Origin of the sequence: Mucilaginibacter ginkgonis (genome assembly GCF_009754905.2) — a bacterium.
Lineage (GTDB): Bacteria > Bacteroidota > Bacteroidia > Sphingobacteriales > Sphingobacteriaceae > Mucilaginibacter > Mucilaginibacter ginkgonis.
Genome location: NZ_CP066775.1, coordinates 869,655 through 892,534 on the forward strand (window position 1 = coordinate 869,655; position 22,880 = coordinate 892,534).

The 22,880-nt window shown below is 46.2% G+C and carries 23 protein-coding genes; 9 read left to right on the plus strand and 14 right to left on the minus strand.

Annotated features, from left to right (window positions below):
- Window positions 1-82 precede the first annotated feature (82 nt).
- Complete coding sequence (locus GO620_RS03965; protein ID WP_157526507.1) at window positions 83-739, plus strand: protein-L-isoaspartate(D-aspartate) O-methyltransferase; 657 nt, start codon at window positions 83-85, stop codon at window positions 737-739.
- A gap of 87 nt (window positions 740-826) precedes the next feature.
- Here the strand turns inward: GO620_RS03965 and smpB are convergent, their stop codons facing one another.
- Genes smpB through GO620_RS03980 form a run of 3 tightly spaced genes read right to left on the minus strand, consistent with a single transcriptional unit; the run spans window position 827 to window position 3,822 of the window.
- Window positions 827-1,276, minus strand: a complete 450-nt coding sequence (smpB, locus tag GO620_RS03970; RefSeq protein ID WP_157526508.1) for an SsrA-binding protein SmpB — start codon at window positions 1,274-1,276, stop codon at window positions 827-829.
- Between the two features lie 21 nt (window positions 1,277-1,297).
- Entirely contained in the window at window positions 1,298-3,172 is a 1,875-nt protein-coding gene (locus GO620_RS03975; protein WP_157526509.1) for an Nramp family divalent metal transporter, read from the minus strand.
- Window positions 3,169-3,822 carry a metal-dependent transcriptional regulator gene (locus GO620_RS03980; protein ID WP_157526510.1) on the minus strand — a complete coding sequence of 218 codons (654 nt, stop codon included), beginning with the start codon at window positions 3,820-3,822 and terminating at the stop codon, window positions 3,169-3,171. The genes GO620_RS03975 and GO620_RS03980 overlap by 4 nt, the downstream gene beginning before the upstream one ends.
- Before the next feature lie 127 nt (window positions 3,823-3,949).
- Here GO620_RS03980 and GO620_RS03985 point away from each other — a divergent pair, with 127 nt between their 5' ends.
- Complete coding sequence (locus GO620_RS03985) at window positions 3,950-4,420, plus strand: Lrp/AsnC family transcriptional regulator (RefSeq protein ID WP_157526511.1); 471 nt, start codon at window positions 3,950-3,952, stop codon at window positions 4,418-4,420.
- A gap of 83 nt (window positions 4,421-4,503) precedes the next feature.
- Here GO620_RS03985 and ung read toward each other — a convergent pair whose 3' ends face one another.
- Window positions 4,504-5,178, minus strand: coding sequence for a uracil-DNA glycosylase (ung, locus tag GO620_RS03990; protein ID WP_157526512.1), 675 nt, complete (start codon window positions 5,176-5,178; stop codon window positions 4,504-4,506).
- A 70-nt stretch (window positions 5,179-5,248) separates the two neighbouring features.
- Here ung and GO620_RS03995 point away from each other — a divergent pair, with 70 nt between their 5' ends.
- The gene (locus tag GO620_RS03995) at window positions 5,249-5,794 is read left to right on the plus strand and encodes a DUF2892 domain-containing protein (protein WP_157526513.1); all 546 of its coding nucleotides are present in this window, start codon (window positions 5,249-5,251) and stop codon (window positions 5,792-5,794) included.
- Window positions 5,795-5,854: 60 nt separating this feature from the next.
- Here the strand turns inward: GO620_RS03995 and GO620_RS04000 are convergent, their stop codons facing one another.
- The 5 genes from GO620_RS04000 to GO620_RS04020 form a co-directional block, all read right to left on the minus strand.
- Window positions 5,855-6,091, minus strand: coding sequence for a hypothetical protein (locus GO620_RS04000; protein WP_157526514.1), 237 nt, complete (start codon window positions 6,089-6,091; stop codon window positions 5,855-5,857).
- Between the two features lie 461 nt (window positions 6,092-6,552).
- Complete coding sequence (lysS, locus tag GO620_RS04005; protein WP_157526515.1) at window positions 6,553-8,277, minus strand: lysine--tRNA ligase; 1,725 nt, start codon at window positions 8,275-8,277, stop codon at window positions 6,553-6,555.
- 339 nt (window positions 8,278-8,616) lie between these two features.
- On the minus strand, window positions 8,617-9,129 hold the full coding sequence (locus tag GO620_RS04010) for a hypothetical protein (protein ID WP_157526516.1): 513 nt from the start codon (window positions 9,127-9,129) through the stop codon (window positions 8,617-8,619).
- Between the two features lie 66 nt (window positions 9,130-9,195).
- Window positions 9,196-9,675 (minus strand): NADH-quinone oxidoreductase subunit B, encoded by a 480-nt coding sequence (locus GO620_RS04015; protein WP_157526517.1) that lies wholly within the window; start codon window positions 9,673-9,675, stop codon window positions 9,196-9,198.
- Window positions 9,672-10,313 (minus strand): NADH-quinone oxidoreductase subunit A, encoded by a 642-nt coding sequence (locus tag GO620_RS04020; protein ID WP_157526518.1) that lies wholly within the window; start codon window positions 10,311-10,313, stop codon window positions 9,672-9,674. Before GO620_RS04020 ends, GO620_RS04015 begins: the two co-directional genes overlap by 4 nt.
- Here GO620_RS04020 and GO620_RS04025 point away from each other — a divergent pair.
- Window positions 10,312-11,529 carry a BaiN/RdsA family NAD(P)/FAD-dependent oxidoreductase gene (locus tag GO620_RS04025; protein ID WP_157526519.1) on the plus strand — a complete coding sequence of 406 codons (1,218 nt, stop codon included), beginning with the start codon at window positions 10,312-10,314 and terminating at the stop codon, window positions 11,527-11,529. The genes GO620_RS04020 and GO620_RS04025 overlap by 2 nt on opposite strands.
- A 381-nt stretch (window positions 11,530-11,910) precedes the next feature.
- On the opposite strand, the gene GO620_RS04030 is transcribed toward GO620_RS04025, so the two are convergent.
- Both GO620_RS04030 and GO620_RS04035 read right to left on the minus strand, forming a co-directional pair.
- Entirely contained in the window at window positions 11,911-13,929 is a 2,019-nt protein-coding gene (locus GO620_RS04030; protein WP_157526520.1) for a M13 family metallopeptidase, read from the minus strand.
- Between the two features lie 65 nt (window positions 13,930-13,994).
- Window positions 13,995-14,654, minus strand: coding sequence for a hypothetical protein (locus GO620_RS04035; protein WP_200230647.1), 660 nt, complete (start codon window positions 14,652-14,654; stop codon window positions 13,995-13,997).
- A 71-nt stretch (window positions 14,655-14,725) separates the two neighbouring features.
- Here GO620_RS04035 and GO620_RS04040 point away from each other — a divergent pair, with 71 nt between their 5' ends.
- The 4 genes from GO620_RS04040 (at window position 14,726) to accC (ending at window position 19,211) form a co-directional block, all read left to right on the plus strand.
- A complete protein-coding gene (locus tag GO620_RS04040) occupies window positions 14,726-15,739 on the plus strand; it encodes a threonine aldolase family protein (RefSeq protein WP_157526522.1) in 1,014 nt (337 codons plus the stop codon).
- 41 nt (window positions 15,740-15,780) lie between these two features.
- The gene (locus GO620_RS04045; protein ID WP_157526523.1) at window positions 15,781-16,866 is read left to right on the plus strand and encodes a DNA topoisomerase IB; all 1,086 of its coding nucleotides are present in this window, start codon (window positions 15,781-15,783) and stop codon (window positions 16,864-16,866) included.
- Between the two features lie 94 nt (window positions 16,867-16,960).
- The gene (locus GO620_RS04050) at window positions 16,961-17,515 is read left to right on the plus strand and encodes a c-type cytochrome (RefSeq protein ID WP_157526524.1); all 555 of its coding nucleotides are present in this window, start codon (window positions 16,961-16,963) and stop codon (window positions 17,513-17,515) included.
- A 208-nt stretch (window positions 17,516-17,723) separates the two neighbouring features.
- Window positions 17,724-19,211 carry an acetyl-CoA carboxylase biotin carboxylase subunit gene (gene accC, locus GO620_RS04055; RefSeq protein ID WP_157526525.1) on the plus strand — a complete coding sequence of 496 codons (1,488 nt, stop codon included), beginning with the start codon at window positions 17,724-17,726 and terminating at the stop codon, window positions 19,209-19,211.
- A gap of 140 nt (window positions 19,212-19,351) precedes the next feature.
- On the opposite strand, the gene GO620_RS04060 is transcribed toward accC, so the two are convergent.
- Together GO620_RS04060 and GO620_RS04065 are read right to left on the minus strand one after the other, a co-directional pair.
- A complete protein-coding gene (locus GO620_RS04060; protein ID WP_157526526.1) occupies window positions 19,352-19,630 on the minus strand; it encodes a hypothetical protein in 279 nt (92 codons plus the stop codon).
- Between the two features lie 64 nt (window positions 19,631-19,694).
- Window positions 19,695-20,156 (minus strand): NUDIX domain-containing protein, encoded by a 462-nt coding sequence (locus tag GO620_RS04065; protein WP_157526527.1) that lies wholly within the window; start codon window positions 20,154-20,156, stop codon window positions 19,695-19,697.
- Window positions 20,157-20,278: 122 nt separating this feature from the next.
- On the opposite strand from GO620_RS04065, the gene GO620_RS04070 reads away from it, so the two are divergent.
- Window positions 20,279-20,860: a riboflavin synthase gene (locus tag GO620_RS04070; protein WP_157526528.1), complete on the plus strand. Its 582-nt coding sequence runs from the start codon at window positions 20,279-20,281 to the stop codon at window positions 20,858-20,860.
- A 139-nt stretch (window positions 20,861-20,999) separates the two neighbouring features.
- On the opposite strand, the gene hscA is transcribed toward GO620_RS04070, so the two are convergent.
- Window positions 21,000-22,856: a Fe-S protein assembly chaperone HscA gene (hscA, locus tag GO620_RS04075; RefSeq protein WP_157526529.1), complete on the minus strand. Its 1,857-nt coding sequence runs from the start codon at window positions 22,854-22,856 to the stop codon at window positions 21,000-21,002.
- Between the last annotated feature and the right edge of the window lie 24 nt (window positions 22,857-22,880).

Below are 22,880 nucleotides of genomic sequence, written 5' to 3' on the forward strand. Positions count from 1 at the left end.
AATTGACATACAAAACTATCCCTTTCAGCAACGCTTAACAGGCCTTTTCGCCAACCCTTTTTGATTAACTTTGGGTGCCCATATGGCCTACAAGTATATTGATAATTACCGCGAACGCGGCGCCCGTAAACAACTGGTAGAGGTGCTCAGGAAAAAAGGCATCGAAGATGAGCATGTCCTCGAAGCTATTGGAAAGATTCCGCGCCACTATTTTTTCGACGAGACTTTCTGGAACCAAGCTTATAAAGACATTGCCTTCCCAATAGGCGAGGGGCAGACCATCTCACAGCCATACACCGTTGCTTACCAAACAGAGTTACTCCACATCAATAAAGGCGACAAGGTGTTGGAGATCGGTACCGGCTGCGGTTACCAAACCTGTGTATTGCTCGAAGTTGGCGCAAAAGTTTATACGATAGAACGCCAGGAAAAGCTATTTGAACGTACAAGGGTGGTGCTGCCCCATATTGGCTACAAGGCCCATTTCTTTTTAGGCGACGGCTCAAAAGGCATTGAAAAGCACGCGCCGTACGCCAAGATCATAGTTACGGCAGGGGCGCCCTTTGTACCGGATATATTGCTGAGGCAATTAAAGATCGGCGGCTTACTGGTCATCCCCGTTGGCGACGCCAAAGAGCAAAAAATGGTGACCGTGCTCCGCGTTGGTGAAAATGACTTCGAGAAGGTTGTGCTCGATACCTTCAGGTTTGTGCCGCTGGTGGGTGATAGAGCGTGGTAACCCCCAACCCTCTGAAGGGGGCTGTAGATACAATTACAGCAATGAAAATTTGCTTGATTGGTTTCCCCTTTAGGGGATTAAGGGGTTTTACCTCTTCATTGCCCTGTCCATCTCTACTTTCACATCACGCTCTTTCATGGTGTCGCGCTTGTCGTAGATCTTTTTACCCTGTGCCAATGCGATCTTCAGTTTGGCAAAACCGCGTTCGCTGATGAATAGCGCAAGCGGGATTATGGTAAGGCCTTTTTCTTCGCCGCGGGTAAGCAGCTTTTTTAATTCCTTTTTATTCAACAATAGCACGCGGTCGCGCTTAGCCTCGTGGTTGTAAAAAGAACCGTGCGAATATTCTGAAATGTGCAGGTTGCGCACATACAGCTGGCCGCCAATGAAGGTACAAAAGGCATCATTTACGTTGGCCTTTCCTTCGCGTATCGATTTGATCTCTGTACCCAGCAGCTTAATGCCCGCTGTATACTCATCAAGTATGTGATACTCAAAGTATGCTTTCTTATTCTTTATGTACAGGTCTTCGGCCATGGGACTACAAATATGCGAAAATTATTTAGCGCCGGGTTTTACAATGAGCACCGGTACGCGCACCTTATGGCGTACCGCGTTAACGGTAGTGCCAAATATCAGGTCCTTTAAAAAGTTGTGCCCGTGCGAGCCCATCACAACAAAATCTATCTTCTCTGATTTAACGATTTCCGCAATTGCTGTCGCGGTGCCGCCATAACCAATCCGCGCATGTGCGTCATAACCTAAATTACAAAGTTCATCTACATAAGTCTGCAGGTTGCTAACGTCGCTTTGCGTTTCCATATCCATAGTGTTGGCGCCGTGGTAGGTCGCCGCGGCTGTCTCTACAACGTGTATAAGCGTGTATTTGGCATCTTTGCCGCCCTGCATCACCGCGTTGCTCACAGATTCCCAGTCGTTGTGCGAAAAATCTATCGCGATAGCAATATGATGATAGCTGATCTTGTCGATATGATTTATGGCCCTGGCAATTCCGTGCGGAACGTTGTTCGGCTTGTCGGGCGTTTTAAATAGCAGGGGCTTTAGCGTTACATAAACAAGCAACAAGGTAATACCGACAATCACCGGGATGATCAGCCCGTATAAAACCAACTCAGATATAGCCCCTCCTTTTTCCCAATCTGCTAATTGCTGTATAACAAGTTTTACATTTAGCCCAACAATGATGACGGCGCAGGTCCACGCCAACACCTTAACTTTCGCGTTGATCACAAATGCACCCATGCGCACCTTGTCAGACACAAAATGGATAAGCGGTATTACCGCGAAACCCAATTGTAAACTCAACACCACCTGGCTTAAAATAAGCAGGTGGCCTAATGCCTCGCCGCCAGAATAAATGATGGTAAAAATGGCCGGAACAATGGCCAGTAAGCGGGTGATGAGGCGTCGCAGCCATGGGGCAATACGCAGGTTAATGTGTCCCTCCATCACTATCTGCCCGGCAAGGGTACCTGTAATGGTAGAGCTTTGGCCCGCTGCTATCAGTGCTATGGCAAACAGCGTTGGCGCCATAGAGCCGAAGATCTTGGTTAGCAATTTATACGCATCCTGTATCTCTGCCACCTGGTGGAAACCTCTTGTAAAAAATGCCGAGGCCGCCAATATCAAAATAGCCGCGTTGACGAAGAATGCCAGGTTTAGCGCGATTGTGGTGTCGAACAGATTAAATTTTATCGCCGATCTGATGCCCTCTTCGCTGCGATCGATCTTCCGTGTTTGCACCAGTGACGAGTGCAGGTATAAATTATGCGGCATTACCGTGGCACCTATAATACCAATGGCGATATATAGCGCATTGCCTGAAAGGATATCCGGGATGAACCCTTTGCCTATCTCTACCACACTTGGTTTGGCTATAAACATTTCGGTAAGAAACGATACACCGACAATGAATACCAGCGACACAATAAAGCCTTCTAACTTACGCATGCCCTTGTTCATAAGGAAAAGGATAAGCAGCGTGTCGAGGAGAGTGATTGACACACCCCATAACAATGGCAGGTGAAACAGCAAGTTAAGGCCGATGGCCATACCGATTATTTCTGCCAGATCGCAGGCCACTATGGCAATTTGCGCAAGTATAAAGAGGCAAAAATTTACAAAGCGGCTGTAAGCGTGTTTGGATGCCTGCGCCAGATCGAGCCCGCGCACAATGCCCAGCCTTGCACTCAGCGATTGTAAAAGCAAAGCAATGAGGTTGGATAGCAGCAGTACCCAGATGAGTTTATAGCCGAACTGACTGCCTGCCGCCAGGTCTGTAGCCCAGTTACCCGGGTCCATGTAGCCTACGCTAATAAGATATGCCGGGCCAATGAATGCCAGAAACTTTTTCCAGCCGGTTTTTTGCTCGGTGGAAACAGAATTGTGGACGTTACCTAAAGATTCGCTCATGGGGTAACCAATATTTTTCTAGCAGCATCTTTGCTGATGCTGATGTTATCTGCCCCGTTTACCTTTAATACTACAGACTGGTCAAAATCCAGTATATCTATGATCATAATTTTATTGCCCAACAGTAAGTTCATCTTTTCGAGGTATTGTAAAAAAGACACCGAATGTTCGCGAATGCCCGATATAATTCCGCTTTCCTGAACGGCTAAAGTGCTTATTGGTTTAAATTCATTTTTCTTTATGCGGCCATTCTTATCGGGGATTGGGTCGCCATGCGGGTCATAGGCTGGGAATTCCATAAACTCGTCCAGCCGGTCTATCAATTCTGTAGATGAGATGTGTTCCAATTCTTCGGCCATTTCATGTACCTCGTCCCATTTAAAGTTCAGCTTGTCTACCAGAAAATATTCCCATAAACGGTGGCGCCGCACCACGTCGACGGCTATCTTTTTTCCGGCAGGAGTAAGGCTTACGCCGTAGTATGGGGTATAGTCTATCAGTTTTTTTTCGGAAAGTTTTTTAAGCATGTCCGTAACGGAAGCTGCCTTTGTATTGAGCGACGCCGCTAGCTGATTGGTCGTTACCACTTCGTTCTCTTCAGAAAGGCGGTAAACGGCTTTGAGATAGTTTTCTTCGGTAAACGTTTGCATTTAAACAAATCTAAACTAAATTTTAGACTAATCTAAATAATTTTTCTTGTAGAATATATTTCGGTAGAATTCGTTTTTTGAAAAATTATATTTTGATTTACAGGCTAATTATATCTTCGACCAAATTATGGCATCAGAACTGGATAAAACCGACTTGCAGATACTCAGAATTTTACAAGAGAACGGCAGGATAACCAACTTGCAGCTATCGAACGAGATAGGCCTCTCGCCGGCACCAACCTTAGAGCGAGTTCGCAAACTGGAGAATAATGAATTTATTAAAAGCTACCATGCCCTGGTGGATGAGGAAAAACTCGGTCTTGGCATCAAAACCTTTATTCAGATATCCCTAGATTTTCACAAAAGTAACACCATACAGATCTTCCTTGATGAGATTAAGAAGATCAATGAAGTGACAGAATGCCACCACGTTACCGGCCAGTGCGACTTTCTGCTAAAGGTATACGTGCGCGATATAAAATCATACGAGAAACTGATCATGGAGAAAATAAGCCACATCCCTGTAGTAAAGAACTTCCAGACCATGATGATCATGTCTACCAGTAAAAAAGAACCGATAGTACCGCTGGAATATTAATAAATGAGTGAATGATAGAATGAGTGAATGATAGAATAAAAAGAACTCTCACTCATTCTATCATTCACTCATTCAAAATTGGCTTACACTTGCCAATCAATAGGCTTTTTACCTTCCTCCGCTAAATAAGCATTTGTTTTAGAGAAAGGCTTGGAGCCGTAGAAACCTCGTTCTACAGACAGCGGGGATGGGTGCACAGATTTTATGATGTGGTGTTTCCGGGCATCGATCAAAACTTCTTTAGATTGCGCATAAGCTCCCCAAAGAATAAATACCAATCCTGTTTTTAAATCAGACAGTTTGCGAATCACTTCATCTGTAAAAACTTCCCAGCCTTTTTTCTGATGTGAGCCGGCTTCTGCCGCACGCACGGTAAGCGTAGCATTTAAAAGCAATACCCCTTGGTCTGCCCAGTGCTGCAGGTTGCCATGGTTTGGTCTTACAAATCCGGGGATATCTGTGGCCAGTTCTTTATAAATATTTTGCAGCGATTTAGGTATGGCAACCCCATGCTGAACAGAAAAAGAAAGTCCGTGTGCCTGGTGTGGTCCATGGTACGGATCCTGGCCAAGTATTACAACTTCAACCTTGTCAAACGGGGTAGAGTTGAAGGCGTTAAAGATATCTTTGTTTTTTGGGTAGATGATCTGCCCCTTGTCTTTCTCTGTTTTCAAGAACTCGCGCAGTTTTACCATGTATGGTTTTTCAAACTCGGGTTGTAAAACTTTAAGCCATGATGGCTCCAGGTCTATCGCCATAAAAAGTGATTATACTTTGGTTAAACGTGCAAATAAACAGATATTTGCGCCGTATAATTATAAAACAAAAATGTCAAATATTGTTCGGCTGATATTAGCCTGTGTGATAATGGGTGCCGCGGTTACCCTATGCGGATTTGGATTTTGGGGATGGGGAATTTTAGTGTTATTTATAGGCGCCATTGTGCTGTTCTCGTTCTTTATAAATGAGAATATGATCATTGCGCAATTCTACCTGCGTAAAGAAAAAACGGTGGAAGCACAAACCTGGCTAAACAAGATCACCGATTACGAAAAGCAATTGCACAAGAACCAATATGGTTATTACAACTTACTTCTAGGATTGATGGAGTCGCGTACGGCACCAATGAAATCTGAGAAATATTTTAAAAAGGCGTTGTCATTAGGAATGCGCATGTCGCATAATACCGCATTGGCAAAACTTAGCCTGGCGGGTATATCAATGGCTAAGCGCAACAAGCGCGAAGCGCAGCAATATCTTGCCGAAGCCACAAAAGACGATAAAAACAAATTACTGGCCGATCAGATAAAAATGATGAAATCTCAACTTGGCCAAATGGATAAACAAGTACAGCGCGGATACCGGAATTACTAACCCCTTAGTCCCCTAAAGGGGAAACCAACTATCGTACTCCTCTCAGAGATGGGGTGAGGTTTATTTCTCGTACAACGAATCAAATTCGTCAGGGGCGGAAGACGATGAATGCCTTTGAGACGGAGAAATATGCCTGTCTGGGATGATGAACTCATCTTCAGACGGGTCGGCCATCTCAACCTGCTTAAGCAAGCTGCGTATAAAAGAAAGCCCGAACTTCTTACGGTCAAGCTTTATTAAAAATTCTTGTTCTGTTATTTCTAAGGTCATGTGTTCGTACTTAAAGTCGTTTTCCATAAAGTTCAAACATTGAAATAAATAAAAAGTTATCGCCGCTTTAAGTTTTGGTTAAGAAACTCTTGTTCTCAGTTGTCATTCCGAGCCTGCGAGGAATCTTATCAAAGAACAGGGAAATAGCAGCGTCGTGTCATGCTGAGGCTCTCGAAGCATAAACGGCGCAAAATGGTAATTGTATTGTGGGATGCCGAAGCAATCTCATCGTATTATCGTTTGATTTTTGGCGTTACCCTCGCTTCACTCGGGTCGGCCATCCGCTGTATCTGCTTCGCAGGATGCCGCTTCTGTCCCTAACGCGAGTATCATCCCGTGGTAACGCTTACTGACCAAGCAATTTTAGAGACCATTCTACAAAGAAATTGTCATTCAGAGTGCAGCGAAGAATCTTATCAAAGCGTTATTAAAAACTGAATCAGATACTTCACTTCGTTCAAGATGACAAAAAAATTGATGGTCGTTTTCTAGGCGAACCAGGACATCACGCTGTCCTTATCAGGCATGGCAATGTCCAGCTTCAACTTTTTACGCATACCGCCCAGATCGTTGAATACCTTGTTGGGATTGGCTGCTTTTAACTCCTCGGGAGTATTGAAGCCCATTTTGTTTACCACAGGCACCCATTCGGCAGGAACGCCGATGGCTATAAAATCATCAGCAGAAATTACTTTAGCTTTCTTTTCGGGGCGCATTTGCGGGAAGAATAATACTTCCTGTATGGTATGCTGATTGGTTAGCAGCATCACCAGGCGGTCAATACCAATGCCCAGGCCCGATGTTGGCGGCATGCCGTATTCCAAAGCACGGAGGAAATCTTCGTCCATCGCCATAGCCTCTTCATCACCACGGCCGGCCAATAATAACTGGTCTTCCAGGCGCTGGCGCTGATCCAGCGGGTCATTTAATTCAGAGTAGGCATTACCTATTTCTTTACCATTTACAAACAACTCGAAACGTTCTACCAAGCCTTCTTTTGTACGGTGCTTCTTGGCAAGCGGTGTCATTTCGACCGGGTAGTCGGTTATGTATGTTGGCTGTATCAGGTTGGCTTCTACTTTAGCGCTGAAGATCTCGTCTATCAGTTTGCCTTTACCCATGCTGGCATCTACCTCTATGGCCAAATCACGGCAGGTTTGGCGCAGGGCGGCCTCATCCATTTGCGATACGTCTATATCTGTATACTTCAGGATCGAATCATACATAGACAAACGCTCATACGGCCCTGCAAAGTTGATCTCTTTATCACCAACCGTTGCCAGTGCGCTGCCGTTTACGGCTATGGCCACACGTTCCAGGCATTGCTCTACCATTTCCATCATCCATACATAGTCTTTGTAGGCTACGTATATTTCCATCGAAGTAAACTCAGGATTGTGGGTGCGGTCCATACCCTCATTGCGGAACATTTTGCCAAACTCGTACACGCCGTCAAAGCCGGCTACGATCAAACGTTTAAGGTATAACTCGTTGGCAATGCGCAGATACAGCGGCATATCCAGCGTATTGTGGTGCGTATTGAACGGTCTTGCGGCAGCACCACCATGAACAGCTTGCAGTATAGGGGTTTCCACCTCGAACCAGCCTTGTTCATTAAAGTAATCGCGCATGGCGCTTATTACCTTTGTGCGTTTGATAAATATTTCTTTAAAGTCCGGGTTGACGGTCAGGTCGACATAGCGCTGGCGGTAACGCAATTCGGGGTCGGTAAAGCCATCATAGATATTGCCGTCCTCATCGCGTTTTACAACCGGCAATGGTTTAAGCGATTTGGCCAGAACGGAAAGCTCTTGCGTGTGTACGGATATTTCGCCGGTTTGAGTAAGAAATACAAAGCCTTTAACGCCAACATAATCGCCGATATCTAATAGCTTTTTGAAAACAGTATTATAAAGCGTTTTATCGTCGCCGGGGCAAATATCATCGCGCTTGATGTATACCTGCACGCGGCCGGTTGAGTCTTGCAATTCAAAGAAAGAAGCGTTACCCATAATTCGGCGCATCATGATACGGCCGGCTATCTGCACCTGCTGATAAGCATCGGGTTTGCTGTTAAAATTATCTTTAATATCCTTCGCCCAGGCATTAACGGCATAAGCTTCGGCGGGGTAAGGCTCGATACCCAGTCCGCGCAATTGCTGTAAAGATTCGCGACGTATAATTTCCTGTTCTGATAAGGCTGCAATACTCATAAAAAACGCTCAAATTTAAGAGGGCAAAAATAGCGTTTTTTGCCGTTCCATTAAGCCGAATTTTTACTGCCGTAAAAGCGTAGGTGTCACATGTTACACTTTCTCTACAAATACAGACTTTTAAGTATCTGATAGTAAAATGTCAGCTGTATAAATGGTTGATTATCAATCACGCACGATCCTGTTAGTGTAACACAACCGCCAAAAAATTTACGAAAAGTGTCACACATTGTCACAGGGTGAAACACTGGCATGAAAATGTCAGTACGCTGATAAACAGGCGGTTACAATAAAGTAAGACTTCTGGCATTTAATATTCTTATTAATGGCGAGACAACGTTAATACACTTTCTTTTCACTGCCGAAGTAATATTTATTGGCGATGATGGCTACGGGTATACCAATGCAGATCACTAACGCGCCAAGTCCGGTTAGTATGCCGTAAGCGGTCATACCGCCTTTAGGCTTGGGTGTGTTACTCATCGGCACAATGATGAAGTTCATGATGAGCCACGTGAATAAGCCGAAGACAAATCCGGTTAGCACCGTATTCTTAAGTATTTTCTTAAAAGTTGGGAACAGTATAAACCAGGTTGCCACCCACACGTAAGCGATAAGGTAATGAAACAACAGCCCGAACCAGATCATGTGGTTGCCGGCAAAAAACGCTGCCTTACCATAAATGCCGCTGGCAATGTACCTGCAGATGCGCACAAGGGTTTCATGAAAGCTGAGCCAGAAGCTTGTGCCTGCTTTGATCTTAACGTTAAGCAATATGGCCGAAAGCATATCAAGGGTACCGGCTATTATAAAAGCAATAAAGAGCGACCTGTAATAGTTTAATCGGCGCATAGTAAATTAATTTGGGAATAATTGGTGCGATAAATATAAAGGGAAAAAGTGCTTACTGCAAGCAAATTACATGCTCAGTACCCGCTCGCCTTCTATCTTTTTCTGCAATTCCAATACAGCACCTATGAGCGCCTCGGGCCTTGGGGGGCAGCCCTGCACGTAAACATCAACCGGTATAACACGGTCAACACCTTTAACTACATGATAGCCGTGCTGCCAGTAAGGGCCGCCGCAATTAGAGCATGAGCCCATCGAGATCACATACTTTGGCTCGGGCATTTGCTCATACAGGCGCTTAATACGCTCGGCCATTTTAAAGGTAACCGTGCCCGCGATGATGATCACGTCTGCCTGGCGCGCAGAAGGGCGGGGGAACACGCCAAAGCGCTCAAAATCGTATGTCGAAGCATATGAACCCATCATTTCTATAGCGCAGCAGGCAATGCCAAAACTTAAAGGCCATAATGAAGACATGCGCGCCCAATTGAGCAGATCGTCAAACTTGGTCATCACCACACCGCCATCGCCTGTCATTCCCTGGTTCATTCTTGCGCTTTCTTAAATATAGGTTTAAAACGTGGGGCGGCTGTAGTTGTTGCAGGGGCAGTAGCAGTAGCAGCAGTCGCAGTAGCAGCCGCAGTGGCACTTGCAGTAGCAGTCGCAGTGGCAGTTGCAGTTGCAGTAGGTTCAAGGGTAAACTCCCTGACTTTGTATTGCTGCCGGTTTAAATTTTCGTAGGCAGATAAAGGGATCTTCACGTCCGTTGTTAAGGTTCGCACTTCGGGTTTTATCCACTCCAGATCGCCTTTTACCCAAACATAAGCCAGTCCCAAGATAAGTATCCCGACAAAGATGAACATCTCAATCATCGTAACTGTCGACCAGCGCGCGTCCGCCGCTATCAATTTCTTATCGGCAAAAACCGTAGCCCATGGAAAGATGAAAACCATCTCAACATCGAACAATAAAAATATCAAAGCGATGACATAAAAGCGCGAGTTAAATGGCAACCAGGCGCTCCCTGTGGGTTCTTCGCCGCACTCGTAAGAGGTCAATTTCTCGGGCGTTGGTTTATTGGGGGCAATCAGTTTATTAACACCAAAGGCTGCGCCAACCATTACGGCACCCGTAATTAGAAAGATAAATATCTTTCCAAATTCTGATATTTGCGCAACCTGGCCCATGGCTCCAAATTTAACAAAAGAAACACAGTTCGATGCTATTATTATAGGTGCAGGTGCGTGCGGACTAATGTGCGCGGTGCAAGCCGGATTCTTAGGCAAGCGGACACTCATTTTAGAACATAATGACAAACCGGGCGCCAAAATATTGATCAGCGGCGGCGGGCGGTGTAATTACACCAACCTTTACACATCGCCAGATCAGTTCATATCTCAAAATCCGCACTTCTGCAAGTCAGCCTTTTCTCAATGGACGGTTGATGATTCCATTGCTTTCTTCGAAACGTATGGCATTACCGGCGCCGAAAAAACTTTAGGCCAGTTATTCCCTGAGGGCGGTAAGGCTAAGGATGTGGTGAAGGTTTTTACAGATCTGCTGACGAACCTGGGGCAGGAAATGTGGCTCAACGCAAAAGTGTTGGATATTGACACAAACGCCGATGGTGGATTTGCTGTCAGCTACGAACGTTACGGCAAGCAGCAAAGCATTACCGCGCCAAGTGTGGTTGTCGCCTCCGGCGGATTGCCCATCAGCAAGCTAGGGGCAACCGATTTTGGTATGCGCGTAGCGCGGAAGTTTGGATTAAAGGTGACCGAAACAGCGCCTGCACTAGTGCCGCTTACTATTACCGGGAAAGACCTGCCCTGGTACGGGCAGCTATCCGGCAGCAGCATTTTTTGCAGGGTGTGGAACGATAAGGCAAGCTTCGAAGAAAATATTTTGTTTACGCACTGGGGTTTAAGCGGGCCGGCTATTCTGCAAATATCGTCTTACTGGAAGCCGGGCGAATCGATATTTATTGACATGCTGCCCGACCGGAATATCACGGAGCTGATTACCACGGAAGCGCAAGTAAATGGCAAGCAATTATTGCAAACATTGCTGGCAGGATTATATACCAAGAAATTTGCTGAGGCCCTGGCCGACCGCTTACCTATTCACAAAACGCTGGGCAGTTTAAGCAAGGCCGATTTGGAAACCATCGACAATTTGTTACATCATTTTAAGGTTTTGGCAGCAGGTCATAAAGGTTATGACAAAGCCGAAGTAATGCGCGGAGGGGTTTCTACAGACGAACTATCGTCTAAAACCCTTGAAGCTAAAAATATACCCGGGCTATTTTTTGGCGGCGAATGCGTTGACGTAACCGGCTGGCTGGGCGGTTACAATTTTCAATGGGCCTGGGCCAGCGGCTTCGTTATCGCGCAAAATATTTAGGGCATTTTCACCGATACGTCATTGCGAGGAGCAAAGCGACGCGGCAATCTTATAGGACAATCCCAAAGATTTTATGCTAAGTCCCGATAGCTATCGGGAGCTTCGTGCCTCGCAATGACAATCTTGAATTTAACCTACACGAAAACTAAAAATATGTCATTCTGAGCGTTGCGAATCCCGATCCCTATCGGGATTATTCAGAACTGCATTTACGCATAAGATCCTTCGCTATGCTCAGGATGACAAAGATTGATAAGCTAGCATACCCTTTCTCTCCTTCAGTAAGGTACGAATAACTATCGGACTCCCCGAAGGAGGGCTAACCGACATTATAAAGTTTTGCAAGCACCCTCTCCTTTGGAGAGGGGTTGGGGTGAGGCTCTACCATATCCTCACCCTTTGATCAGGCGCTTTGTAGTTTTTATCACCCGGTTTCACGTCAAATGCTTTGTAAAACGGCTCGAAGTTCATGATCGGTCCGTTTACGCGCCACATGGCCGGAGAGTGCGGGTTGGTATTGGTGTAAGTGCGCAAGAAGGCGTCGCGTGTTTTAACACGCCAGATGCGGGCTATGGATAAAAAGAAGCGCTGGTCCGGGGTATAACCATCTATCTTTTCATTGCTTTTCCCTTCGGGTGTCATTTTAAATGCATCGTACGCTATGGCTATGCCGCCATTGTCTGCTGTATTTTCGCCAAGTGTAAGCGGGCCTTTAACATGCACAGTATCTAACACGGTGAAAGAGCTGTATAACGTAGAGAGCTGCGCGGTCTTAGCCCTGAACTTTTGATAATCTTCTTTCGTCCACCAGCTTTTTACGTTGCCTTCTTTGTCAAATTGCGCGCCCTGGTCATCAAAGGCATGTGTCATTTCATGGCCTATCACCATGCCTATACCGCCGTAATTGATGGCGTCGTCAGCATTAAAGTCAAAATATGGATACTGTAAAATACCTGCCGGAAAAACTATCTCATTTGCAGACGGGCTGTAATATGCCGTAACCGTTGACGGTGTGGTATGCCACTCTGTTTTATCAACCGGCTTGTTCAGTTTGGCAAGGCGATATTGATAATCATTACGGTTAATGGCCAATATGTTTTCGAAATATATGGTGCGGCTAATGCTAACCTGGTCATAATTGCGCCAAACGTCAGGGTAACCTATTTTCTTGGTGATAGCATATAGCTTTTCTACGGCTTTTTGCTTGGTGCTGTCGCTCATCCAATCCAGGTTTTTGATCCTGTTCTCGAAAGACTTTTGCAGATTGTTCACCAGGTCGAGCACTCGTTTTTTGGCTCCCTCGTTGAAATAACGTTTTACGTAAAGCTGCCCCAATGCCTGGCCCAGGTAGCCATCGACATTTTCTGTCATGATCTGCCTGCGCGATTTCTGTACGCTTTGGCCCGAAAGTAATTTACTAAATTCGAACGAAGCATCCACGAAAGGCTGGCTCAATTCGTCCGCGTAATTTGCCAGTGTGCGTGCTTTCAAATAAAGCTTCCAATCGTTTAAATACACGGTCTTTAGTTGCTTGTTTAAATTCTCGTAATATGCAGGCTGGCCCACATCTATAGAATCGGCAGCGGCACCAAGATTGGCCATAAGCGCTTTCCAGCCAATATTTGGCTCACTCGCATTTAAAGCGGCAATAGACAGTTTATTATAGTTACCCTTAACATCGCGCAGTTCGATGTTCGATTTGTGCGATACTGCGTTTTGCTTTTCGATGTTGTAAACAACCTCCGCCTCCTTAGCAGCGGTTGCCGCGTTTGCCCCGGTAAGTTCGAACAGCGTAGCGATATATTTTTTATATGCTTGCTGGATGTGCAGGGTTGGCGAGTCGGTTTTAAAGTAATAACCTTTTTCGGGCAGGCTTGTGCCGCTTTGGTAGGCGTGCGCTATGTTGATACTGCTGTTTTTATCGTCGGGCGATACACTGAAACCTATAAGCGAGTGGTTACCCGATTTCATTTCCGTCGCGATAAATTTCATCATCGAAGGAATGCTGTTTATAGCGTCTATCCGGGCCAATACTGGTTTTACCGGTTCATACCCACGGCGGTTAACGGTAGCCATGTCCATCCCCGAAGCATAGAAGTCGCCAACCTTTTGCTCGATGCTGCCCGAAGTGTTTGTGCTCTTAGAGACGCTGTCGAGGATGTTTTGCAAAAGCCTGCGCTGCGGAATGTTCATAAAGCTATAAGAGCCCACACCCGATTGGTCTGCAGCTATCCTGGCGGTATCATACCATTTACCGTTTACATAACGGAAAAAATTGTCGCCGGGTTTAATGGACTGATCAATACCGGCAACATCTACAAAGGTTTTTCTTTGCGCGATAGCGTTATTGGCAGCAGTAATAAGCGTGGCTGCTACAAGCAGGTTCAGGAATTTATTCATGACAAAAGATTTGCCTAAATATAGAAAAATAGCCAATGTATGTTAGCGCAATAGTCGGATGATCTCTATTTCGCTGTAGCGACGGTTGCTTTGTATCGCTTCAGAAGTTTATCAAGGTTGCCGTAATTGTACTGATGATTGCGCAGCGCTTCCAGTATCTCGGTATCGTCGCCCATGATCTCGCTCATCACATCTTCAAAATTCTGCGGGGTAAGTTCAGTCAATTCCGCGGTGGTTGCCCCAAAATAATAAGCAGTCCTCGAACTCCCACCATTGCCACCACCACCGATAGAGATGCCAAGGCCTGCGCCCCCGTACCCACCCCCGCCATAGCCACCGCCCCCGTAACCAACACCCAGTCCTGGTGAAAAGTGCACGCCTTTACCGCCACCGCTTCCGCGGCTGCCGCCACGATAAACGTAGAGTTTAAGCGGTTCATTGATCACTATTTTTACAAAATCGGTTTCGTTAGGCCATGTTTGGCCCATTGGCGGGTGTGCTACCGCGAAGCTGTCTGTACCGGCTACAAAGCCTTTAATGTCGCTGGCACTTAGCCTAACTTCCGGCGCGTTATCGCTTTCCTTATAGATGATGAAGCCTTCGTTCTTTATTGGCCCTTTACCTGACGGAGATGCCTGGATCAAACCTTCCAGCCGGTTGTTTTTTACATCGGTAAACGCCCCGCGCTGCCATTTTTGTGATTTTGCTGATACAACGGTCAGCATAAAAAATAAAATGAGTAAAATTGGTCGCAAAAGCTTGATCATAGACAAATAAACGAACTTTTATAACAATTATGATAACCGTCGACCTGCGTAGTGATACCGTAACCAAACCAACCCAGGGCATGCTGGAAGCCATGTGGAGCGCCAAAGTTGGTGATGATGTTTTTGGTGAGGATGAAAGCGTTAACGCGCTGGAGGAAAAAGCGGCGGCAATGTTCGGTATGGAGGCTGCCATTTTTTGCCCGAGCGGCACCATGACCAACCAGATAGCCATTAAATGTTTTACCCAACCTTTGGATGAACTCATTGCCGACCAGACCGCCCACGTTTACCGGTATGAGGGTGGGGGCATAGCGTTTAATTCGGCCGTGTCTACAAGGTTGCTAAATGGCTACCGCGGTATCCTGACCGCCGAAATGATAGAGCCGGAGATCAATGCCGAAAATATTCATTACCCGCATACTAGTTTGGTGGTTTTAGAGAACACCGTTAACAAAGGCGGAGGCAGCTGCTATACGCTGCAACAAATAGCGCCAATTGCGGAACTATGTAAAAAGTATAATTTAAAATTACACCTTGACGGTGCAAGGATATTCAACGCCTTGGCGTACACAGGCGACTCTGCCAAAGATTACGGCAAATATTTCGACGGTATTTCTGTTTGCCTGTCAAAGGGTTTGGGCGCGCCTGTAGGCTCGGTTTTTTTGGCTGACAAAGACACTATTAAGTATGCGCGCAGGCTAAGGAAGGTTTTTGGCGGAGGAATGCGCCAGGCCGGCTTTTTGGCGGCCGCGGCAAGCTATGCCCTGGATCGTCATGTCGACAGGTTAAAGATAGACCATGCCCACGCGCACACCCTGGCAGACGCACTGGCCAATTGCGGCTGCGTAACTAACGTAGTTCCCGTAGAGACTAACATTGTGCTTTTTGACACAGAACAGCCTGCAGAACAAATGCTGGCCAAATTAGAGTCAAAGGGTATTAAAGCAAATTCTACAGATAAACACCGCATCCGTTTTGTAACGCATCTGGATATTCACCCAGAGCAAATTGAGCATGTGGTGAAGGTGCTAGGAGAGATGTAAAAACTTAATGTTAAGGATGTTGTTATAGCGATATAACCGACATGAACCGTTTAGCTCAAAAACTCGAAAAAATTGGCCGCGACCCAAAAGTAACAGCGAAGGCTGTAGGCTTGCGGTACGTGTGCGACACCACTCCGGGCTATACCCGCAAAAAGTCGGGAAGCGGATTTACATTTTTAGATAAAGATGGTATAACTGTTAAGGACAAAGAGCTGATACAGCGCTTCAACAAACTGGTAATTCCGCCTGCTTACACAGACGTATGGATATCGCCATACGAAAACAGTCACTTGCAGTTCACCGGGAAAGATGCCGCCGGCCGCAAGCAATACCGCTACCACCCGCAGTGGAACCAAATACGGAACCAAAGTAAATACCACCGCCTGCAGGCCTTTGCAGACTGTTTACCGAAGATTCGCGAGCAGGTTGACAAAGACCTGGCTACACGAGGCATGGGGCATGATAAGGTAGTTGCGCTGGTGATCCGTGTGATGGAACTGACCAGCATCCGGGTGGGTAATGAGTCGTACAAAAAATTGTATGGTTCTTACGGACTTACCACGTTGATGGATAAACACGTAGCCATCAGCGGATCAAAAATGCACTTTGAGTTTAAAGGGAAAAAAGGCGTTTTCCATAAAATAGATCTGCAAAGTAAGAAGCTGGCCAAATTGGTTAAGCAATGCCGCGACATCCCGGGTAAAGAGTTGTTTCAGTACTACAATGATGACGGGTCGCGTTGCTCTGTCGATTCGGGAGACATCAATACTTACCTCAAAAATGTAACCGGCGAAGATTTTACTGCTAAGGATTTCCGTACCTGGAGCGGCAGCGTAAGCAGCCTTTACGCGTTCAAAGAAGCCGGCGAACCCGAAAATAAATCAGACTGTAAAAAGAAAATAGTTAGCGTATTAGATGAGGTTGCTTTAACCCTCGGCAACACCCGTACCGTTTGTAAGAAATACTACGTGCATCCAACCATCATTCAAAGCTACGAGGCCGGTACCTTATCTAAATATTTGGAGGGGCTCGATCCTGAAGATATGCACAAAGCGTCGGAATTAAGCCACGCGGAAAAGGCCTTGCTTAAAATACTTGATAATGAAAAGCTGGCCTTAGCAAGTTAATCGCATCGTGCATTAAACTTTCGTAAATTTTTTGTGTCATGATAATGTAATCCGGATTATATTTTATAGTTTAGATGTTTCAACGCATAAACTGATGAACGTTAACAAAAAAATGATCGCGGTACTTGGGTTCTCTGCAGTAATCGGCCTTTCGGCAATGACGGTTATGCAGCCCGGACAGCCAAGGGTAGACCCGCCTCTGCAAAACATTAAGGTCCTTTCAAAAAAACTTACTTATCGCCAGGTAGACCATATCATGGATGAGTGGGCGCATTCTTTAGGCGTGCGTTGTAACTTTTGCCACGCGCCAAATGAGCAGACCAAGAAAATGGATTTTGCCAGCGACGCCAAACCTGAAAAAGAAATGGCCCGCGAGATGTTTAAGATGACGGCAGAGATCAATAAAAAATATTTTAAGGCAGAAAAAGACTCGCTGGGTATGATCATGGAAAGCGGTGTCAACTGCTACACCTGCCACAATGGTAAGGCGCACCCCGAAGTTGTAGAGGCACCGGCTCCGCCGCGCCGCAATGGCCCTCCGGGCGGAACGCCGCCGGCAGGTGGAATGCCTCCTCCGGGTGGTAACCCGCCAACAACGCCGCCGGCAGGTACGCCGCCGGCTGGTTCTACACCGGCGCATAGCAGGTAGTCGACATATAAAACTTAGAAAGCACCGCTAAATGGCGGTGCTTTTTTGTTTAAGGTAGTGCAGTGGCGAAAATCAGTTTTCGAATTGTCTTAATTCCTGGCTCTTTATTCCTGGCTCTTTATTCCTGCGTCTCTTTCTTGTCTCTTGGTTCTTGTATCTTGATTCTTAGTCTTGGCTCTTGATTCTCAAATCTTATATTTGAAACTGTATGCAAAAAATTCTGGTAGCTAACCGCGGCGAGATCGCCATAAGGGTAATGCGCTCGGCGCGCGAAATGGGAATCAAAACTGTAGCCGTTTATTCGGCTGCCGACCGTACTGCGCCGCACGTACGTTATGCGGACGAAGCCGTTTTTATTGGCGAAGCACCTGCAAACCAGTCTTACCTGGTGGGCGAAAAGATCATTGACGCCTGCCGCCAAACAGGTGCAGAAGGCATCCACCCCGGCTATGGTTTCCTATCAGAAAATGCGGCGTTCGCACAAATGGTGCGCGAGGCAGGGCTTATTCTTATAGGCCCTTCGCCCGAGGCGATGGAGATCATGGGTAATAAACTATCTGCAAAAGCAGCTGCGTTGAAATACAATATCCCGATGGTGCCGGGTACTGAAGAAGCCATTACAGATGTTGCCGAAGCAAAGACACGGGCGATTGAAGTGGGCTTCCCGATACTGATCAAAGCGGCAGCGGGCGGCGGGGGCAAAGGGATGCGCATTGTAGATGCCCCTGCAGATTTTGAAGAGCAGATGCAGCTGGCCGTGTCAGAAGCAACCTCGGCATTCGGCGATGGCTCTGTATTTATCGAGCGTTATGTGTCTTCGCCAAGGCATATAGAGATACAGGTTTTGGGTGATACGCATGGTAACATCGTTCACCTTTTTGAGCGCGACTGCTCTGTACAGCGACGGCATCAGAAAGTAGTAGAGGAAGCGCCGTCATCTGTACTAACCCCCGCCATTCGCGCCGAAATGGGTCGATGCGCGGTTGATGTCGCCCGTTCCGTTAATTACACCGGAGCAGGAACGGTTGAGTTTATCATGGATGATGATCTTAACTTTTACTTCCTGGAGATGAATACCCGTTTACAGGTGGAACATCCTGTTACTGAGCTCATAACCGGTCTTGACCTGGTAAAAGAGCAAATAAAAGTTGCGCGCGGCGAGGCGCTTAGCTTTAAACAAGATGAATTAAGCATTACCGGCCACGCCATGGAACTGCGCGTTTATGCAGAAGACCCCGCCAATAATTTCCTGCCCGATATTGGCACACTACAAACTTACAAGGCGCCGCAAGGCCCAGGAGTGCGTGTGGACGATGGCTTTGAGCAGGGAATGGAAGTCCCTATTTATTATGACCCGATGATAGCCAAATTGATCACCTATGGCAGCGACAGGGCAGAGGCAATAGAGCGAATGATCCGCGCGATAGATGAATACCAGATCACCGGAATAACTACCACCCTGGGCTTTGGCAAGTTTGTAATGCAGCATGAAGCTTTCAGATCGGGTAAGTTTGATACCCATTTTGTAAAGAAATATTTTACTCCGGAAAAGTTAGTTGAACGCAATGATGATGAAGAACTGATAGCTGCGGTTGTGATGGAGAAATTGCTCGCTGCAAAACCAATATTAACTGCAACATTAAACCAGCAAAAAGTTGCATCGGGTTGGGTTAGGAATAGGAGAGAATATTTATAGTGCTCATTCGCCGCTAAAGGCTCGTTACTTTTTCCTTAGATGAAAAAGTAACCAAAAAATCAAGGCAGAAAAACGCTTCAACCCGCTCTGCCGTTTCTTAACGCTTTTTCGGTTACGGCCCGAAAAAGCTAAAACGACATTCACGCCAACGCTGGCTCGCCTTTTCTGCCGAGGCCCCCGCTCTTTTTGTCAAGCACATCTATTTTTTGCTGTATCCAAGCGTCATTCGTTGGAACAAAATTGCTACGTTGAGTTGGGTGCCTTGGCGAAAGTTTCATGCCTGGTGCCTTCAGCAATTTATCACCGAAGCTGCGCGCTAACGTTCCAAGACGGATCAATGTTGGCACTGACTTTACAATGCCGAAAAATGCGGCATCAGTCTGCGCCGTAAATACGACATTTGAAAACAGCAGAAACATTGTAGCGCAGGGTGCAGCCGCGAGTTCTTTTGGTTACTTTTCTTGACGGCCAAGAAAAGTAACATTAAATCTCATTCAAGAAACTGATCAGCTCAACTATAAACCCTACCTGTGCTTTATTGATTTTTAATTTAGCAGTTTCCATATCAAACCATTCGGCACGGTCAACTTCCGGAATGGAGATCTTTTTACCGGAGCGCGGCGGCCATTCGATGTCAAAAACATTGCTGACAATGTTATCCGCATCAACATCGCCTTCAACTGCCCAGCAATGCACGATCTTGCCGCTCGCTAATCTTACGGGCGTTAGTTGCTTAAATTCGCCATTAATAGGCTGACCGGTTTCTTCTTTAAATTCGCGTTTGGCAGCAGCAAGCGGATCCTCGTCACTTAAAAATTCGCCCTTTGGCACAGACCAGGCGCCATTATCCTTTTTCGCCCAAAACGGTCCGCCGGGATGCACCAGGAAAACCTGAAGTTCTTTATGCTCATGTCGATAGACTAATATTCCGGCGCTTTGCTTCATTTAGATATCGGATGTTTAATTTCGATGTTGTCGGTCAATCTAATAATCATTTATAAGCAATTTAAGTTTGCTCAAGATTCGAGATTGGAAATTCGATATTCGAAATTCTTTAGCTTTGCCCCATGTTTACCGGAATAATTGAAACCCTTGGCACTGTGACAGACCTTTATAAGGACCAAGGCAATCTGCACATCACAGTTGAATCGAGGCTTGACGATCTGAAGATAGACCAGTCTGTCGCACATAACGGGGTTTGCCTAACCGTAGTGGCCATTGCGGATGGTTTGCATACCGTTACCGCTATTGAAGAAACGCTGAATAAAACTAACCTGGGCAGCATCGCTATCGGCGATGAGTTAAACCTGGAACGTTGTATGCAAATGAATGCCCGACTGGACGGACACATCGTTCAGGGGCATGTTGATCAGACGGCTATCTGTAAGAACGTTGAAGAATTAGACGGAAGCTGGAGCTATACATTTGAGTATGACGCAGCTATTGGTAATATTACGGTGGAGAAAGGCTCTATTTGTGTAAACGGTATCAGCCTGACGGTGGTCAATTCGCAAGCCAACTCATTTTCTGTAGCGATAATCCCTTATACCTATGAGCATACCAACCTGCATAACATTAAGGCAGGCGACACCGTAAACCTGGAGTTTGATATTATTGGTAAGTACGTAGCCAGGTTGATGCAGCGGTAAGAGACTAAAACAAGGTGTCATGCTGGTGGTTCGACAGGCTCACCATGACATCACGAAGCATTGGTGCGGGGGAATACGATATTCAAAGCAATTGTGCTTCGAGAGCCTCAGCATGACATTTGCTTTGAATGTTGTTGTGTTACTCTATACTCTTCCCCTTCATCGCCTGGCCGATAGCCATATCCATCACACGCTCTGCAAAGGGGCGGGTATAATCGTTAAGGGCATCAATTTTAGTATGAATAAGGTCCTTATCTTGTGTAGTTAATGCTTCCTGTAAAGCTTTTATGAATGTGGTAGTTTCGGCTATTTCTGCTACTGATAGATAATCCCGGTTCTTTTCGATGAAGCGGTTGGCTGTGTACACCATTTGTTCGCCCTCGGTGCGGGCTTCAATAACCATACGGCTGTTTACATCATCCTTTGCGTGGGTGATGCTGTCCATTAGCATCTGTTCAACCTGGTCGTCTGTTATGCCGTAAGTCGGTTTTACTTCTACCTCCTGTTTGGTGCCAGAGCGTAGTTCTACAGCCTGTACTTTTAAAATACCATCAGCGTTAAGCAAAAAGTTTATATCCACTTTAGGCAAACCGGCCGGCATAGCAGGAATTCCTTTCAGGTCGAACTCCGCCAGTTTGCGGTTCTCTTTCACCAAATCGCGTTCGCCCTGGTAAACGGTGATCTTCATATTCACCTGGCCATCAACTGATGTAGTATATTGCCTGCCGGCTTTTGTTGGCACCTTAGAATTACGCGGGATGATCACATCCATTAGTCCGCCCATAGTTTCGATACCTAAAGAAAGCGGGGTAACATCCAGCAGCAAAATGTCGCGGCGGTTACCTGCCAGGATATCTGCCTGCAGGGCAGCACCCAAGGCCACAACCTCATCAGGGTTAACATCATCATGAACCGGCCGTTCAAAAAATTCGGCAACACGCTTTTTAACCACCGCCGTGCGGGTAGAGCCGCCTACCATGATCACCTCATCAATATCTTTTACCGTAAGGTTGGCGTCCATTAAAGCGTTGCGGCAAGCATCAATAGTTTCATCGACTTTAGCAGATATCAGTTCTTCAAAAATAGTTCTGTTAATGCTGCAAAAAATATCACCGATCTGTTCATTAAACAAATGCTGCTTTGAAAAAGCTTTTTTAGCTTCCTCTGCCTTTAAACGCAATTGCTGCATTAGAGCGCCGTCATTAGCCAGTGTAGCCCGGTCTATTTTGTTTCCTTCTATCCAGTAATCAACAATTGCGCGGTCGAAGTCGTCGCCACCCAAAAAGGTATTCCCGTTTGTAGACAATACCTCAAAAATACCGTTCTGAATTTGGAGAATGGAAACATCGAATGTTCCGCCGCCAAGGTCGTACACTGCAACGGTTTTTGTTTCTTCGGGATCAAGGCCAATGCCATAGGCCAGGCTGGCGGCGGTAGGCTCATTTACAATACGTAAAACATCAAGCCCGGCGAGTTTACCTGCGTCGCGTGTGGCCTGGCGTTGCGAATCATTGAAATAAGCAGGCACGGTAATGACCGCGCGGTTTACGGGCGTTTTTAGCGCATGCTCTGCACGTGCTTTCAGTTCTTTCAATATCAGCGCGGAAAGCTCGATGGGCGTGTAGTATTTATCGCCTGCCTTTATCTTCACCAGGCTTTCGCTATCATCATCTATAACCTTGTAAGAAAAGAAATCGCGGTAATTTTCGATGTCTTTGTAGGAACGGCCAAGCAGGCGTTTTACAGAGAAAATGGTATTTGCAGGGTCTGTGGTTAGGAACTCTTTAGCTTCGTTACCAACCACCACATCGCCGTTTGGCGAAAAGTGGATCACAGACGGCACCAGTACCCCCTTGCCCAGATCATTAATAACGGCAGGTTGTTTATCGGGGTTGATAAAAGCGATAAGTGAATTGGTGGTACCCAGGTCGATACCGGCAATGATATCCTCTTTTTGCAAAGAGCCGGTAGCAAGGTTTATAGAAACTTTAGCCATGAAATATCTGTGATATTAAACGGC